17 protein-coding genes and 2 pseudogenes are annotated in these 15,228 nt (G+C 62.6%); 8 read left to right on the forward strand and 11 right to left on the reverse strand.

What is annotated here, in order from left to right; all coding sequences use genetic code 11:
• Nucleotides 1–828: 828 nt before the first annotated feature.
• From LDB29_RS26270 to LDB29_RS26295, 7 genes and pseudogenes are all read right to left on the reverse strand, one after another.
• Entirely contained in the window at nucleotides 829–1,821 is a 993-nt protein-coding gene (locus LDB29_RS26270) for a helix-turn-helix domain-containing protein (protein ID WP_257558053.1), read from the reverse strand.
• Nucleotides 1,818–2,603, reverse strand: coding sequence for a HipA domain-containing protein (locus tag LDB29_RS26275; protein WP_257558055.1), 786 nt, complete (start codon nucleotides 2,601–2,603; stop codon nucleotides 1,818–1,820). The genes LDB29_RS26270 and LDB29_RS26275 overlap by 4 nt, the downstream gene beginning before the upstream one ends.
• 150 nt (nucleotides 2,604–2,753) lie before the next feature.
• Nucleotides 2,754–2,990, reverse strand: a pseudogene (locus LDB29_RS29495) (HipA N-terminal domain-containing protein); the annotation flags it as partial.
• Nucleotides 2,991–3,262: 272 nt separating this feature from the next.
• The gene (locus LDB29_RS26280; protein WP_257558058.1) at nucleotides 3,263–3,397 is read right to left on the reverse strand and encodes a hypothetical protein; all 135 of its coding nucleotides are present in this window, start codon (nucleotides 3,395–3,397) and stop codon (nucleotides 3,263–3,265) included.
• Nucleotides 3,398–3,404: 7 nt separating this feature from the next.
• Entirely contained in the window at nucleotides 3,405–3,926 is a 522-nt protein-coding gene (locus LDB29_RS26285) for a hypothetical protein (RefSeq protein ID WP_257558060.1), read from the reverse strand.
• A 297-nt stretch (nucleotides 3,927–4,223) separates the two neighbouring features.
• Nucleotides 4,224–4,493, reverse strand: a complete 270-nt coding sequence (locus LDB29_RS26290) for an usg protein (RefSeq protein ID WP_257558062.1) — start codon at nucleotides 4,491–4,493, stop codon at nucleotides 4,224–4,226.
• On the reverse strand, nucleotides 4,490–4,753 hold the full coding sequence (locus tag LDB29_RS26295) for a hypothetical protein (RefSeq protein ID WP_257558532.1): 264 nt from the start codon (nucleotides 4,751–4,753) through the stop codon (nucleotides 4,490–4,492). Before LDB29_RS26295 ends, LDB29_RS26290 begins: the two co-directional genes overlap by 4 nt.
• Nucleotides 4,754–4,987: 234 nt before the next feature.
• Here LDB29_RS26295 and groES point away from each other — a divergent pair, with 234 nt between their 5' ends.
• From groES to LDB29_RS26325, 6 genes are all read left to right on the forward strand, one after another.
• The gene (gene groES, locus LDB29_RS26300; RefSeq protein ID WP_257558064.1) at nucleotides 4,988–5,302 is read left to right on the forward strand and encodes a co-chaperone GroES; all 315 of its coding nucleotides are present in this window, start codon (nucleotides 4,988–4,990) and stop codon (nucleotides 5,300–5,302) included.
• Between the two features lie 55 nt (nucleotides 5,303–5,357).
• A complete protein-coding gene (gene groL / locus LDB29_RS26305; RefSeq protein ID WP_257558066.1) occupies nucleotides 5,358–6,977 on the forward strand; it encodes a chaperonin GroEL in 1,620 nt (539 codons plus the stop codon).
• 610 nt (nucleotides 6,978–7,587) lie between these two features.
• Nucleotides 7,588–7,917: a HigA family addiction module antitoxin gene (locus tag LDB29_RS26310; protein ID WP_257558068.1), complete on the forward strand. Its 330-nt coding sequence runs from the start codon at nucleotides 7,588–7,590 to the stop codon at nucleotides 7,915–7,917.
• Between the two features lie 44 nt (nucleotides 7,918–7,961).
• Entirely contained in the window at nucleotides 7,962–9,710 is a 1,749-nt protein-coding gene (locus tag LDB29_RS26315) for a class I SAM-dependent DNA methyltransferase (protein WP_257558534.1), read from the forward strand.
• Complete coding sequence (locus LDB29_RS26320) at nucleotides 9,707–10,771, forward strand: BsuBI/PstI family type II restriction endonuclease (RefSeq protein WP_257558070.1); 1,065 nt, start codon at nucleotides 9,707–9,709, stop codon at nucleotides 10,769–10,771. The genes LDB29_RS26315 and LDB29_RS26320 overlap by 4 nt, the downstream gene beginning before the upstream one ends.
• A gap of 42 nt (nucleotides 10,772–10,813) precedes the next feature.
• On the forward strand, nucleotides 10,814–10,966 hold the full coding sequence (locus tag LDB29_RS26325) for a hypothetical protein (RefSeq protein ID WP_257558072.1): 153 nt from the start codon (nucleotides 10,814–10,816) through the stop codon (nucleotides 10,964–10,966).
• A gap of 336 nt (nucleotides 10,967–11,302) precedes the next feature.
• On the opposite strand, the gene LDB29_RS26330 is transcribed toward LDB29_RS26325, so the two are convergent.
• Entirely contained in the window at nucleotides 11,303–11,626 is a 324-nt protein-coding gene (locus tag LDB29_RS26330; RefSeq protein WP_257558074.1) for a hypothetical protein, read from the reverse strand.
• A gap of 10 nt (nucleotides 11,627–11,636) precedes the next feature.
• Nucleotides 11,637–12,281: a hypothetical protein gene (locus LDB29_RS26335; RefSeq protein ID WP_257558076.1), complete on the reverse strand. Its 645-nt coding sequence runs from the start codon at nucleotides 12,279–12,281 to the stop codon at nucleotides 11,637–11,639.
• A gap of 860 nt (nucleotides 12,282–13,141) precedes the next feature.
• Here LDB29_RS26335 and LDB29_RS26340 point away from each other — a divergent pair.
• Together LDB29_RS26340 and LDB29_RS26345 are read left to right on the forward strand one after the other, a co-directional pair.
• A pseudogene (locus tag LDB29_RS26340) lies at nucleotides 13,142–13,373 on the forward strand (IS3 family transposase); the annotation flags it as partial.
• A 293-nt stretch (nucleotides 13,374–13,666) separates the two neighbouring features.
• Nucleotides 13,667–13,882, forward strand: coding sequence for a hypothetical protein (locus tag LDB29_RS26345; RefSeq protein WP_257558079.1), 216 nt, complete (start codon nucleotides 13,667–13,669; stop codon nucleotides 13,880–13,882).
• A gap of 78 nt (nucleotides 13,883–13,960) precedes the next feature.
• Here the strand turns inward: LDB29_RS26345 and LDB29_RS26350 are convergent, their stop codons facing one another.
• Both LDB29_RS26350 and LDB29_RS26355 read right to left on the reverse strand, forming a co-directional pair.
• Entirely contained in the window at nucleotides 13,961–14,203 is a 243-nt protein-coding gene (locus tag LDB29_RS26350; RefSeq protein WP_257558080.1) for a hypothetical protein, read from the reverse strand.
• Nucleotides 14,204–14,512: 309 nt separating this feature from the next.
• Nucleotides 14,513–14,743, reverse strand: coding sequence for a BrnA antitoxin family protein (locus LDB29_RS26355; protein WP_257558081.1), 231 nt, complete (start codon nucleotides 14,741–14,743; stop codon nucleotides 14,513–14,515).
• Nucleotides 14,744–15,228 lie beyond the last annotated feature (485 nt).

Here is a 15,228-nt window from a genome sequence, read left to right on the forward strand (position 1 = left end):
CAGCGTTGATGGATGAGGCGGAGTCCGATGTGCCGGCCTGCATGACGTTCCGGAAAAAACTCTGGCTCGAATTCCAGCGCGCGGATCCTATCGAGCGGTTGAACGGCCAGACGTAGATTTCCTTGAAGTTGCCCCACGAACGTCGAGACCGTCAAGCGGGCGATGACAGCCCCGATGGTTGCGCGCGATCACCGCGTCCGCATCCGGACGCGCATAGCGCGACTGGGGTGCGACTAGGGCCCGGGTCAGCTCGGCCTGAGCCTGCGACGATGGCGAAATGCCTGCGCGCTTACAGGTATCTTGCCACCCGCTTCGCCGACGCGAAACACCAGCTGATATTCCGTCTTCCGCTACGAAACTTCGACGCGCCGGAAATCCAACGGATGCGAACGCTCTGCCAACTTCAACGGGCAGATATTCCACGAGCGCCGGGAGTGTATGGGCGGCCCCTGCCGGCAATCCGGCAAAACCGGCGAACTCGACGCGGGGTATCACGGAAATCGATCTCAATGCCGCCCCTTCTGCGCCCGGCAGCGCCCGCGTCATCAAGTCGGGCCGCGTCGCCGCAAAAAATACCGGTTTTTGGGGTCTCCAGCTCGCGAAAGCCAAAAAGGCGCGGGGTCCAGACGGTCGAAACACCCTTAAGACCGCAGCTGGCGCGGCTTGAGGAGCCGCATCGTCAACCCGCAGGGATTCGCGCCTCTCTGGGATCCGATGCCACCCGACACGAGCCAGGCTTGAGCTAAAACGATCTCCGGCGCATCCAATCTGAAGTTCGTCGAGAGATCGCAGCCACGCGCCTCGCAGTCAGCGCGAATGCCCCGCTGGCTATCGGCCGTCCGCAGCGGCGCGGTGGCGCAGCAGATCGGCGATCTGGCCGGCGAACAGCTCGGCTGGCGGATCATAGCCGTCGAACCGCTCGTAGAGTGGCCGCAGCGCGCCCTCGACCACCGTCGCCAGCCCGTCTTCGATCTCGCCAACCCGGGCGACCGCGCCGAGATCGACCTGATCGGTGCGTGCGCGGTGCCGCTCCTCGAGCGCGTGCCGCAGCAGAGGTTTCGCCCAGGAGAAGAGTTCACGGCCGGCGAGCCCGGTATAGCGCCCAACGAAGCGGATCGAGCTGTTCGCGTCGCCGCCGAGCGCCCGCGCCAGCCAGGCCGCATGGAGCAGAACCTCGCCGGTCCGCCAGATCGGCAACGTCAGGTCAAAGATCGTCGATGGCTCGAAGTCGGACCCGTCCTCCTGATAGCCGCGCTGCAGGTAAGCGGATGCGTCGCGCGATACCTGCCAGAAGTCGCTGTGCGCGGCGTCGGTGAAGATCCGATCGGGCTCGGGTCTGCCCAGCCAGCACTCGACAAGCCCGTTTCGGATCGTCGGCCTGATCGAATCCTTGGTGGGCACCCAAAAAGGCGGCCAGCCCGACGTCTTGGGGGCGCTGGCGAGCAATTCGCGCAGCTTGGAGAGTGTCGGCGCCTTCTCGATGCCGTCGATCGCATAGGCCTGTTCGCTAGACCCTTCGGGATGCCGCGAAGCGCTGGTCTCGGGCAGGTCGGCGACGAGTTCCTGCCAGCGTGTCCGGGCGGCATAGGCAAAGGATTGCAGGCTGTCCGAACGCCCCCGCTGGACGAACAGGCCGAGCGCATCGAGAATGGCGACGATTCGCTCGAAGCGCAGCGTGATCTCGCCCTGCTCGAAGGCATTGACCGTTGGCAGGCTGACGCCCGCTAGCGCCGCCAGGCTGCGTTGGGTCAGTCCCTCGTTCTTGCGGCGGCGGATCGCCTCGTCAACAACCTTGCGCCAGTCGAGCGGAAAGTCGGTCATGCTAGGATCCTTTGGGCATTGTCGTGCACGATCTCGCGGTAGCGGACCCGAAAATCGTCTGGCTGGACGTTGGGAGGGAAGGCGAGCGTCCTGGCGCCGGCAAAGGCCTTGCGCAGGCGATCGAGCGACCCCTGCACAGCCCGGAGCGGCAGGCCGATATCGGTGCCGAGACGCTTGACGAGCGCACGATCGAGCGCCTCGAACTCGCGCTTGGCGCCACCGATCTCAAGTGCGGCCTCACGTTCATAGTCCGGATAAACGAGGGTGTTGACGAGGTCGTAGGCCGGGCTCAGCCGGAGGCCTTCCGCCCGTTCGAGCAACGAGAAATTCTTCAGATGTGCGTCGGCATTGCCGATCACCAGGTTGAACACCACCAGCTCGAAATAGCGCGCCAGATCGATGCGCGCGCGCGCGGAATGCCGCTCGATGACCGTGGCGGCCTCCTCGTAGGAGGAGTGGTATTTGCCGTCGAATTGGCGCCCGCGCGGTTTGCCGAGGACCTGGGCGAAATCCTCCAGTCGCAGACGTGCACCATCCTGCCGATCGAATCGCTCGACCAGCAAGGCAATACCCTCAATGCCGCGCAGCTGCGCGCGGGTGGCCACGGTGATGCGCTCCTCGCCGAGGATCTCGCGCGCGAGACGCAGGGACAGATCCTCATTCTGGACGAGGGTTGGCAGATCGGCGCGATTGAACTTGGCGATATGCGTCGCAGGCTCGGCTGCGTGCAGGCAGGGGCGGAAGCCCTCCGCATCCTGCCAGGCGAGCAGCTTCTTCTGCACGCCCGACATCGTCCTGCCGGGAACAGTTGCAGCCTCGTCGACGACATCCTTCGTCAGAAGGGTGGGTTCAGGAAAAATGCCGTCGGGGCAAATCCCCACCGCACCGATACAATCCGCGCCATATTGAAGCAGCAGCCCGAAATCATCCTGCTCGGCGGTGCCGCCGGCACGCGCCTGGCGTCCGCGTAACCAGCCTTCGGGTCCCAGATGTTCGAAGAACGGGATGAGGCCGCCACGCCAGTAATGATCGCGGGTCGATGTCGGCAGCGCACAGGCGATCGCGTCCTGCCACCCGTCGTGATAGATGAAGCGCGTGTCACGACCGATTTCGCTCAGCGTTCCTGCTGGACGGCCCTTGAATGTGACGATGGCCTTGCGGTCCGGGATGGTGAACTCCGATCAATCTTCCATAAAGTTTTATGACATATTTGGTATAAGATCAATAAAGGTTTATCACCATCGACCGAAACTCTCAAGGTCGAAAACAGGATTGATCTTCTACGCCCAACCCTCTGCAATCAGTATACAGGGACGACAGAGGCACGAGCGACGCATAGCAAGCATTTTTTGAACATATGCGAGCTATGCGTCTGGTAACAACGCCAGGTTGAACAAAATTGCCCAAAAGCTGTGATTGGGCGCGCAGGATCGCAATCCGATCAGCAGCGGCTCTCGACCGCCGCGTGGCGGCGGTCCCGCTCGGCTTCATTGTCGCTGACCACGTCGATGATCCTGCCCTGCAGCCACTGGGCGCCGACCTGCATCTCCAGGTTGGAAAATCGGCCGCGCGACAATGTTAACCTACGCGCTATAGGTGCAGGTCCTGCCGACATTGGTGCAAATTCTGATCAGCAATCCATTGGCGAGCTTGGTTGCGCTCGTCTGAAGATCGCCGAAGTCATTGTATAAGGCAGATGCTTCCACCTGCACCTGGCTGAAGCGCAACAGGAATTTCGCGCCGGCCTCGCAGGTCCCGACCTTCTCTAAGTTGAACGGATCACTTTCCGTCACCGACAGGATCGTCGAACCGGACGTCGCACATGAGGCAATGGCGCGCTCAAGCACAATTAGCCAGATGTCTTCTATCAGGACGGCAAGAGGGAATCGCTCCCGACCGCCGGGTCCTGGCAACTGCGGACGTTCGAACTGTCGGTCCCGAATGGCGCGTATGCCGGGCGCCGCTATGACCGCTTCGAGCGACGCATCGGCCTGCGAAGGGCTTCGGCCGCGACACGGCCGACGCAGCTTCAAGAACGGCGTGCTCACTGTCACCCGGCCGAAAACAGAGGAGGCGAACGAAAATGTCCGCCGCATTGCGGTCATGACAAGGCGGCATGACAGGCAGCCCGAAAACTCGGTCCCGGCCCTGCCTCAAATCGATTGGGACTTGGGGCGATGCCACGGCGCTCGCCGCTAATGACAATCGCAGGTCCGGCCCTGGCAATTCGAGCGGCTTTCCGCAGGCGCGATGTTGCAGCAGCATCTGACGGTCAAAGGCTCCCAGGAAACCGCGCCGAAGGTCACGCTCGCGGCCAAATCGAGGCGCCGCTTTCGATTTGCAAAGTTCCAGCCCAGCTCTTCCAGTGGTATCGAGCAGCGCCAGCGCTCGGCAGGACCGCGTCATTGGAGCGGGATGATACCATCGATCGCGCACCATTCGGCAGGACGGATCAGTCGCCCGTGCGCGATCCGGACCGAATGGAGTGCGGCCTCGATTTCCCGCCGCCAATGATCGAGGAAGCCGAACAGCACGGGGAAATCGGGCGCGAGATCATATTCCTGCCAGACGAACAGCTGGAGAAACGACGGCGCATCGGGCCGGTAATAATGGATCTCGGCGGTGGTGAGGCCGTAGCCCTCCAGCTGTGCGACAAAGCCGCGATCGGTCATTGCAGCGATCGGCCGTCCGTCCGCGCGTCATCGAGCGAGCGCATGGCGGCGAAGACCTCGTCGATCGGAACGGCGCCCTGGGCGCCGGGCGGCCGGCGCATCGCCGGCTGGTTCTTCACCGCGGAGCGGTCGGACGCCCAGGAGGCGAGGATGGCGCGTTTGACTTCCGGCTCCAGGCTCGGATGGCGCGCAACGTCGAAGGGGTGCAGAAAACGGGCAAATGGCTGCGACTCCTTTCCTTGTGTCGCTCCTATTCTCATGCGTGGGCGGTGCCACATGCGGCAGAAAATTTTGGAGCTGCCGTGAGTCGCGTCAAGAGGAGAAATGCGGCACATGTTGCTGAAAAGGGTTGGCCTGGCACTCTGGGTAGGCGAGTGCCAAAAAAGTCCATTCTCCCTCTTGAACGGGGAAACCATTTTTCTAATTCACGCGAACCTGTCGTTCCGATGAGCGGCAGGGCTTGTCCCATTCTGTTTTGCATCCGGAGGTTATGCATGCATTTCCGCCCCTTGCACGACCGTGTGGTCGTCCGCCGCGTTGAAGCCGAGGAGAAGACCTCGGGCGGCATCATCATCCCCGACACCGCCAGGGAAAAGCCGCAGGAAGGCGAGGTCGTCGCCGTTGGGCCCGGCACGCGCGACGATAGCGGCCAGCTCCTCGAGCTTTCCGTCAAGGCCGGCGACCGCATCTTGTTCGGCAAATGGTCGGGTACCGAGTTCAAGATCGACGGCGAGGATCTGCTCATCATGAAGGAGAGCGACATTCTCGGGGTGATCGACGATGTCGTGCCTGTGAAGCAGGCGGCCTGAGCCGACCTGCCATCCCTCTAACCATCAGGAAGGAATCGAAGAAAGGAGCAGGCAGATGGCTGCCAAGGAAGTGAAGTTTGCGTCGGACGCGCGTGACCGCATGCTGCGCGGCGTGGATACGCTGGCCAACGCCGTCAAGGTAACGCTTGGCCCCAAGGGTCGTAACGTCGTGATCGACAAGAGCTTCGGCGCGCCGCGCATCACCAAGGACGGCGTAACCGTCGCCAAGGAGATCGAGCTCGCCGACAAATTCGAGAATATGGGCGCGCAGATGCTACGCGAAGTCGCCAACAAGCAGAACGACAGGGCGGGCGACGGCACGACGACCGCAACCGTGCTCGCCCAGGCGATCGTACGCGAAGGGGCCAGGGCCGTCGCTGCGGGCATGAACCCGATGGACATCAAACGCGGCATCGATCTGGCCGTGAACGCCGTGGTGAAGGATCTCGAGACGCATGCGAAGAAGGTGAGCGCCAACAGCGAGATCGCGCAGGTCGCCACCATCTCCGCCAATGGCGATGCCGAGGTCGGACATATTCTCGCGCAAGCCATGGAGAAGGTCGGCAATGAGGGCGTCATCACCGTCGAGGAAGCCAAGAGCCTCGAGACCGAGCTGGAAACGGTCGAGGGCATGCAGTTCGACCGCGGCTATCTCTCGCCCTACTTCATCACCAATGCCGAAAAGCTCAAGGTCGAGCTCGACGATCCGTACATCCTGATCCACGAGAAGAAGCTCTCCAATCTGCAAGCTCTCGTGCCACTGCTGGAGCAGGTCGTGCAGTCGGGCCGTCCGCTGCTGATCATCGCCGAGGATGTCGAGGGCGAAGCGCTGGCGACGCTGGTGGTCAACAAGCTGCGCGGGGGCCTCAAGATCGCTGCGGTCAAGGCGCCCGGCTTCGGCGATCGCCGCAAGGCCATGCTGGAGGATATCGCGATCCTTACCGGCGGCAATGTGGTCAGCGAGGAACTGGGCACCAAGCTGGAGAACGTCACCATCTCCATGCTCGGCAGTGCGAGGAAGGTCACGATCGACAAGGACAATTCCACCATCATCGACGGTGTCGGCACGAAAGCCGATATCGACGGCCGCCTCGCCCAACTGCGCCAGCAGATCGCGAACACGACATCGGACTATGACCGCGAGAAGCTGCAGGAGAGAGTCGCCAAGCTCGCCGGCGGTGTGGCGGTGATCCGGGTCGGCGGCGCGACCGAGGTCGAGGTCAAGGAAAAGAAGGACCGTGTCGATGACGCGCTCCACGCGACCCGTGCCGCTGTGGAGGAAGGCATCCTGCCGGGCGGCGGTATCGCGCTGCTTCGCGCGATCAGGGCGCTCGATGGCCTCAAGGCCGCCAATGACGACCAGCAGTCCGGTATCGATATCATCCGCCGCGCGCTGCGCGCGCCCGTGCGGCAGATCGCCGAGAATGCCGGTGAGGACGGCGCGTACATCGTTGGAAAGCTGCTCGAAAGCTCCGACTACAACTGGGGCTTCAATGCCGCCACTGCCGAGTATCAGGACCTTGTCCAGGCAGGCGTCATCGATCCGGCCAAGGTCGTACGGACCGCGCTGCAGGACGCCGCCTCGGTCGCCTCGCTGCTCATCACGACGGAAGCACTTGTTGCCGAACTGCCCAAAGATGAGAAATCCGCACCGATGCCGGCGATGGAGTATTGAAAGGCGGGAGGCCCGGTCGGCCGGGCCTCCCATGCGGTCGGATCTGCCCGCGGCCAACAAGACCACCGATTTTCATCAACCAGATGCAACCACGGAGCTTGCTGTCGATCGTCATATCGACCAGCGCCCGATCTCAAACGGCGGCGTTGATCAGATAGAATGGAATTTCCCATAGTTGCTTTGGCTTGAGAGTATTTTGCATCCACGGTTCGTCGGGCATGTCCGACTTGACGCCTGGTAACGGCGGGTTCGGCTTCAGGCATTTCCACGATCGTTCTCCAATGGCCTAAGCGGCCATGGGAAAGAACGCTTTCGGGTCTGATGGGCTGGATCCCTCGGGCCTATGCGACCGGATCACGACGTTCTTGCAGGTCCACCTGAACGTCCCCTGCAGTGGCGCAAGCGGCCGCTGGTACATCTTGAGCCTGAGCGAGAACTTTTTCCTTTCGCGAGACAGTCATGGGCACGTTGAGAGACCCCCAGCTCCCCTGGGTGATGCTGTATACCGTCTTGCGCCGCCTCCAGCGCGAACGTTAAGGGAACGAAATGCCTTGTAAAGTGACTCTTTACAGTGCACGATCTTGAGATAACGCGCGGAGGAGGCGAGCGAATGAGAGCTGGAGTTCGCCTGAAAGATCCCACTCATCCTGGTCGGTTTGTAAAGAGCAAAATCATCGAAATGCATGGGCTTTCCGTGACGCAAGCCGCACAGGCGCTCGGGGTTACGCGTCCAGCGTTGTCGGCCCTGCTCAACGGTCGAGCACATCTCTCACCCGAGATGGCCTTGCGCATCGAGAAAGCGTTTGGCTTGTCTTTAGTCACGCTCATGCGAATGCAAAATAGCTTCGACATCGCACAGGTCAGGAAACGGGCAGCCGATATCAAAGTGGTCCGGTTTACGCCGAAAGCGGCCACGGCTGGCGGGGTAAGGATTTCGTGAGCCTGAAATCGCCGGTGAAAGTGAAGAAGGCCACTCCAATTGAGATGGCCGTGACGCTTGATACAAAGCGCATCGAGCTTTCGCGCGCCCGTGTCATGGCGCGCGCCTGGTCGGAGACGATCACGGAAACGCGGCGTACCAGCCAAGCCGCGTTGTTCACACGCGCCGCCATGGAGGACTTTGCCGCCGGCGTGGCGCCCGGCCTTGCCCTCAGCCCGCCATTTGTCGCTGTCCGCGGAAAGCTTGATGCGACTGCCCGCCAGCTGGCCCGATCAATCGGGCAGGAAGCGGCGACGCTTCCGCTGCTGGAAGGCTGTCATTTCCTGACGAGCCTCTACACGACGCTGCTGCCTGGCAAGGAGCGCAGCGCCCTGGGCGCCTTCTATACGCCGCCGGCGTTGACGCGTCGCCTGCTCGACTTGGCTACCGAGGGCGGCGTGGATTGGTCGAGCGCACGCGTGCTCGACCCGGCGAGTGGCGGCGGTGCCTTCCTGCTTGAAGCAGCCGCGCGCATGCGGCGGGCGCTTGACGGCAGCGAGCCTGCTTTCATCCTCGCGCAGCTCGGCACTCGCCTGTCGGGCTTTGAGCTTGATCCGCATGCGGCAGGGCTGTCGCAGGCAGCCCTTGAAATCCTGCTGTCCGACCTAGGTGCGGCGAGCGGCCGCCCGGTGCCGGTTTTTGTGAAAGTCTGCGACACGCTCGAAGAAACGCCGGCGGCGCAGTTCGACCTTGTGGCCGGCAATCCGCCCTACGGCCGCGTGACGCTCACCCCTGCGCAGCGCAGCCGTTATGCGCGCGGCCTTTACGGCCATGCCAACCTCTACGGCGTCTTCACCGACATCGCCCTGCGATGGACGCGACCGGGCGGCGTGATCGCCTATCTCACCCCGACGAGCGTCCTGGGGGGGCAGTATTACACCGCCCTGCGCCAGTTGCTCGCGGCCGAGGCGCCGCCGGTCGCGATCGACTTCGTGCATGCCCGGCGCGGCGTGTTCGAGGATGTGCTGCAGGAAACCCTGCTCGCGCTTTACCGCAAGGGCGGGGAGAGTGAGCCTTTCCAGGTCCATTACCTCACCGTCGATAACGCGCGCGAAGCGCGCCTGACCAGGAACGGCAAGGTCAGCCTGCCCGCCGATGCCGGCGCGCCGTGGCTCGCCCCGCGCGAACCGGCCCATGTGGGATTGATCAAGTCGGCCGAGGGCCTGGCCGCACGCCTGTCCGATTGGGGCTATGGCGTCTCGACCGGCCCGCTCGTCTGGAACAGGTTCAAGCCGCAGATGCGCGGCCGGGCGGCGCGCGGCCTGCATCCGCTGATCTGGGCGGAAGCGGTGACGGCGGATGGCCGTTTCATTTTCCGTGCCGAGAAGAAGAACCACGCACCCTATTTCAAGACGGAAGCCGGGGATGGCTGGCTCGTTGTCGATCAATCCTGCGTGCTCGTGCAACGCACGACGGCCAAGGAGCAGCTGCGCCGCCTGATCGCGGCTGAATTGCCGCAGGCGTTCATCGACGCGCACGGCGGCGTGGTCGTCGAGAACCACCTCAACATGGTGCGCGCCATCGGCAAGCCGAAGGTCACGCCTGCAACCGTCGCGGCCGTCCTCAACAGCGATGTGGTCGACCAGATATTCCGCTGTATCAGCGGAAGCGTCGCCGTCTCCGCGTTTGAGCTGGAGTCCATCCCGCTGCCGCCTCTCTCCGCCATGGCGCCGATCGAGCGCCTGGTTGCGAAAGGCGCGACACGCGCGGCGATCGAGAAGGCCCTGCGCGGCCTCTATGGCCTCAAGGCATGAGTTTGCCTGCCCTGTTGTCGTGGAACGACGTTCACGCCCGCCTGCCAGAAATATTCCCGGAGGGCTCCGCAAACCGCGAGCGTTCGGTCTGGGAGATCGCCGCCAAGACCATCTTCGTGATGCTCTATGCCGGTGCGGTCGAAGGTGCGGAGCGATGGATCAGGCCGGATCAGGTCACACGCATGACGGACCAGCAGGCCGCGCAGGCGGATGACGGCGCGCGCGATGCCTGGGCGAAAGCCTCCATCAAGCCGAGCAAGGCCGATGTGCCGGGCCGCTGGTATGCCGTGAATACGCGGGAATCCATTCGCGACGACACGATCCGCTATGCGCTGATCGGGAACGGCGCCGTCATCGAGCGCGCCGGCCTGTCGACCACCTCGCCGGCGGGACGCTATGCCCTGCAGGGCGATTTCGCGGCGCTGCTGGCGCCCGATCTCGACGAGGCCACGTTCATCGCGAAGGCGGCAGCCTGGCGGGAAAAACACCTTAATGCCGGCGCGCTCGCGCGCATCGCGATCGTGCGCAAAGGCGCTGCTGGCGGCGGTGCCTACGAGCTGGTGACGTTCCCCAACGGCGAGACCCGGCGCATGACAGCCGGGCCGAGCGCTGACATTTCAAAGGCGGTCATTGAGGTCTTCGCGCCGAAGTTCCTGACGAAACCTGGCGTCATCACCTTGAGCGAAAGCGGCAACAAGGTCGTGGCGCGGGATGATGAACTGGCCAGGGCGATCGGGCTGACGATCCCGGCTGACAAGAGCCTTCCTGACATTGTGCTGGTCGATCTCGGCCCGGAGCACCCGCTGCTGATCTTCGTCGAGGTCGTGCACACGGACGGCCCTGTCAACGACACCCGGAAAGCCGCGCTCCTGCAGATTGCCGAAGGTGCCGGGTTCGCGCCGCAGCACGTCTCCTTCGTGACCGCCTATCTTGATCGCGCGTCGCAGACTTTCCGCAAGACCGTCAGCGGCCTTGCCTGGGGCAGCTATGCCTGGTTTGCGTCAGAACCCGATAACCTCATCATCTTCAGCGGGAAGCCGCACCAGATCGAAGGAGGCTGAGGGCGTGCCGCGCGCGGAACCAAGCAGGCGCTGATTGTCGACATGCTCGCGCGCGACGGCGGAGCCACCATCCGTGAACTCGGGGAAGTGACGCGCTGGAACCCAACACGGTCCATGCCGGCCTCCCAACCCTTCGATTCAGCGGGCGCAGGATCGCGGTTGAGCAGGCCGGTGAGGAAAGGCGCTACCGGATAACAGCGGATTAGCTGCGCCGCGAAGGCAAGCACAGATTCGCTGAAATGCGTCAGCTCCTGGTCGTTGATGGCTTCCGTTTCACAGGGCAACGTTGGTGTCATGGTGGAAGCGGTTCGCGGAGGTGAGCAGCGTCTTGCACATTCCGGATGCGGACGTCCGTGCGCGCGCAATCGAACGCATGGCCAACGCTGGCGAGACCCATTGGCTAAAGGCGCAAAGCAACAATGCCCCGCGCCTTGAACCTTCCCGCTGATTCAATGCAGCGCTGTGGGTCGCGCCCGAGCGCGCAGATCGTTGCCTCGCTGGAAGCGCCGCTCCGGACTGGTATCGGCTACGTCAGCCCCGATGATCGCTCAGCTGAATGATTTGTCCTGGCTGCGGGACTTCACCCCCGATTTGCGTCAGGAATTCATGCCATTGCTCTTCATCCATTCCCGTTACCTCAAGCCATTGGCGCTCGGGCGTCCGGCACGCGCAGATGGTCTTGCGCGTGAGCGCCTCAATGTCAGGATCACTCATCATCGAGAGGGCGATCCCGAGCCGCTCCTCTATAGACAGGTCGCGCGTCAACCCGAATTGTTCGGGTTCTCTCGCCAATAGCTCAAAGGCGAACGACTTTGCTATCAGCCCGAGCAGCCTCTCGGCCTCAGCCTTGCTCATCGGTTATCATCTATCTGCTTGGCTCGCGTGCTATTGCACCATGGCGCGCGCCGCTGACGGTTACGGTTTGCGCCGTCTCGTTGCGGGGCCAATCCATATATTGTGACGCCTCAAGTTCGATGACGCGAATATGGCCGGCGTTCAGCCGCTCGATCGACTGGATGAAGCTGCGCGGCTTCTTCATCAGTTTCTTGTCCTCGACGACGTTCAGCCCCGTCCGCCGCATCGCCTCGCCGACAAAATGGACGCAGTTGCGGCTGTTTAGCAGGTAACGATGATCGCCATTCTCTCCCCACTCAGCCACTAGGCGCATGATCGCGTCATGCTGCGCGTCGGTGAGAAGCACGGAGAAATGCGCGTTGCTGCGTGCAATGTAGCGATCGGTCGTCTCGTCGATACGGCCGGGCACCGTTCCCAGCAGGATAGCAGGCGTGATGGCCTTTGCCGTAAAGCCGTAACTCGCCCGCACCTTCGTTCCGTCCGTTCGCGTTCCGTGCAGCGTAAAGAAGGCATGCGGAAAATTTCGACCAAGCTCCTGCGACCAGAATGTGACGACGACCTCGGCACGAACCACCGGCGCCAGGAAAAAGCTCAGGCAAAGGAAGGCAATGGCGAAATGGATGCACAGAATTCGCGAAGGCCCGATACTGATCATGGCGCTCCTCCTATGCTGCATTCGCCGCCCCGTGCAATAATGAATGCTTTGCCACAGCCATCAATGTTGGGCGCTCGCAGGACATCGGCAGCCTCAGGCTGGAACTTCGCCCCCGCGAACGCCTGTACGAGAATCGTCGCGTGCAGCGGCGGGACACGCCTGAACAGTGCGCATTACTATCCCGGGGAGCAGTATATGGGCGATCACGCCTGCTTTGTGCGGCATCGGCAGACAGTGACCGCCGGGTCTTTGACGCTCATGCTCCCGGCAATGGCGCCAGGGGACTGTCGCATCTGGCTGTTACGCTGGATGATCGAATGCTTTTGCCGCTCCAGATCCGCCACACGCGCGCAACGCTGGTTCGCATCGCGTCACGAGTGCCACTATGGTGGCGCGGAAGGATGATGGCGAAACGGAAAGGACCGCGTTCTTGACCTTGACCCACGACATGGCCTTCGAGGCCGACTGCGTTATGCGGGCGAGGGCAGCGGATCCCATCATGGCCAAGGGCGTGATCGCCCCGGCAACAGCCGGATGGATTTGCGCAGGCAAAACTGGACTCGACATCAAGAAGCATCTTGCGCGGGAAGCGTCCATAGACTCTCGGAGCTGTCGCCTGCGCTGCCCACCGATGGCTCAATTCCAGCTCCCGGCAAGGCGCTCGGAATATTTGATCGAGACATATTGAGCGGATTCAACCGGTCGTTGCATCACCGGCTTCATACGGCTTAACGAGGAACGGGTCGAGGACCTCTGCAGGCGCTTGAACCGCCCCGGTATTACCGGAGACCCCAACTCCTGAGAGAGGGTCAATGAGCAGGACGACGCACAAGTTTGCGTCTGAGGTTCGCTAGCGGGCCGTGAAGACGGTTCTCGATCACGAAAAAGAGCATTCTTCCCGCTCGGCGGCAGCGACAGCGATCGCGGAGAAGATCAGCTGTTTGGCCTACACATTGCTGGAGTGGATGAAGAAGGCCGAGCTGGAACAGCAGCGTTCGTGCCGGGGCTCTGGCAGAACTGGCTGACAGATAAAAGGCGCGCGAGCGGGAGAACCGCGAGTTGCGCCAGGCCAAGGAGATCCTGCGCAAGGCATAGGCGGATTTCGCCCAGGCGGAGCCTGCCTTATGAGATTTTTCCGGCTCGGTAAGGCAAAATGGAGCCGCTGCCCGGCACTGCGGCTGCGGTGCCGGGTAGCGGCGGGGGACGGCGTCGTGCGGAGCCTGGTCTTGCAGGACCGCTGTCGAGCTTGACGATCCCCCGTCTTTTCTGATGACCTGAACCGGTACGTGGGCTGCGGGGCAATGCGCCGCTCTCTACCCTCTGCGGAGTCGACTCCAGCATGCCGATAACGCAGGGTATGCCGCGTTGATTCTACAGGGTGAAGCATGGCGGAAGGTGCATCGGGCAAGCCGGTTCTGGGATGGGAGATATTTGCCGCGGACGGCATGGCAGACGTGCATTTCTGGGTGAGCCGCGGCGAACAAAAGGGTACCGTGCCGCTCCCTTCAGCCATCCTCCTTTCCGAAAAACAGTGCCGAACCTTGTCCGAAAACCTCCTGGAACTGGCGGACTGGCTCCAGGAGAAGGAAAAGCCGGCCTGACCACGCCTGCTCCTGCCGTACATTCGCATTGGTCATCGCGACATGGTTACCGCCTTCCCTGCTCTCAGGCACGACATGTCAATCGCGGAGGCGAACGCCATCGCGCGCTTCTCCAGGAACAGCCGGATTCTTGCTTTCCCACTCCTCTACGGGCCAAAGCGGCATCGAGGTCGCGACTTGCGGGCTGTCGGAACCCTGCGGCGAATGCCGTCTGGCTCGGCCCTTGGCCTGTTCGATGTTCACCGCAAGCAACAGGCCGTCGTCCTCAAAAATATCGCTATCCATCGCTATGGCGCCAGGCGCGATGATCGCAGTTGCCATTTTTCCATGCTGCTAGCCCATTGGCAGAGTGAGTGTGCGAAACCAGATCAGCGCGCACGATGCTACCGGCGCTGTCCGGCAAAAAAGAACCCCGCCGGAGCAAACGCAGCGGCGAGGTCAAAAATTTGGGGGTTGTCGCCCCGGAGGGGTGGAGCGACGTGACGGAACCTAGCCTCGGCCGATGAACCTTCCATGAAGGACGACGCACCATGCACTCGGTCGCCTGGCGGCAAGGCTCGTTTCCCTGGCTTCGAACCGCGCTGGCACGGGAACATTGGTAGCGGCATTTTATGCAGCGCACACAAGGCGTCAGTCCGTCTGGAGCACTTGCCGGCGCAGCATATTGTTGACGCGCGTCTGCCAGCCCGGACCGCTCGCGCGCAGGGCAGCGACGAGATCGGCGTCGAGCCTGATCGAAACTCTCTCCTTGACCTGAGCCTTCTGCCCGCCGGACACGCGCGCAGGCGCCCCGGATTTGGCCTCAGCTTGCTGGGCGGCGACGTCGTTTGCGTCGGCGCCAGTCGGATTACCCCGACGCATGATAGAGTCATTCCTGGCGATCATTGCTTCCCCTGCACAACTGGAACGGCATCCGGCTTAATGCACGTCATGACCGCCCAGTCCAGCGGCGCCCTCTGCCATGGCCCCTTCATATCAAGAGATCCTTCCCGCTCATCGAGCAGATGGTGAAAGGTCGGCTTGTTCAAATTCTGCTGAACCGGGCGGTTTGCGCGTTCCATATTCAGGCGGCGGGCCAATCCAGCACGATCTACATTATTGGGTGCAGCATCAAAAGGGCGAGAGGCGGCAGGCTGGCTGCCGTGCTGACGTCAAGAAGGGCGCTTGCGTGCCCCGGACGATCAGGAAGACGCCGTCGGATGGCGAGTTCGCGGATGGGAGAAAAGAATGACTGTCCGAGTTTCAGGTGAGTGCAATATGAAACTCTCATCCGAGCAGGCGTTACAGCTTCGGTTAGCACAAGAGGAGCCGAAATGCCCGCGGTAGGGCCACTGGCCAAGCGTGCG

Source organism: Sphingobium sp. CFD-2, assembly GCF_024611135.1.
Taxonomy (GTDB): domain Bacteria; phylum Pseudomonadota; class Alphaproteobacteria; order Sphingomonadales; family Sphingomonadaceae; genus Sphingobium; species Sphingobium fuliginis.